Genomic DNA, 351 nt, shown 5'->3' on the forward strand with positions numbered 1-351 from the left:
GTTGAAACTTCAGTTGTAACTGAAGATACAACTGAGAATGATGGAAATTCAGAACAAGTTGTAATAATCAGTGATGATGATGATGTCAAGGCAAGAAGAGTAAAGAGACTACAGAAAGCTCATCCAACTGAAAATATCATTGGTGAGGTAAGTGAAGGTATGAATACTAGACAGAAAACCTTGAATATTGTAAACCTTGCTTGCTATGTTTCTGAAATTGAACCTAAAAATATATCTGAAGCTTTAGAATCTGAGGATTGGATTGCTGCAATGCAAGAAGAATTAGGTCAATTTGAAAGAAATAAAGTGTGGACACTTGTGCCTAGACCTAAGAATAAAAATGTCATTGGT

The 351-nt window shown here is 34.2% G+C and carries 1 protein-coding gene; it reads left to right on the forward strand.

The features are described from left to right. A partial coding sequence (locus tag EIZ48_RS31740; RefSeq protein ID WP_160658839.1) for a hypothetical protein occupies positions 1-351 on the forward strand: 351 nt, incomplete at both ends.

The sequence above is a fragment of the Photobacterium alginatilyticum genome (genome assembly GCF_009910675.1).
GTDB lineage: Bacteria > Pseudomonadota > Gammaproteobacteria > Enterobacterales > Vibrionaceae > Photobacterium > Photobacterium alginatilyticum.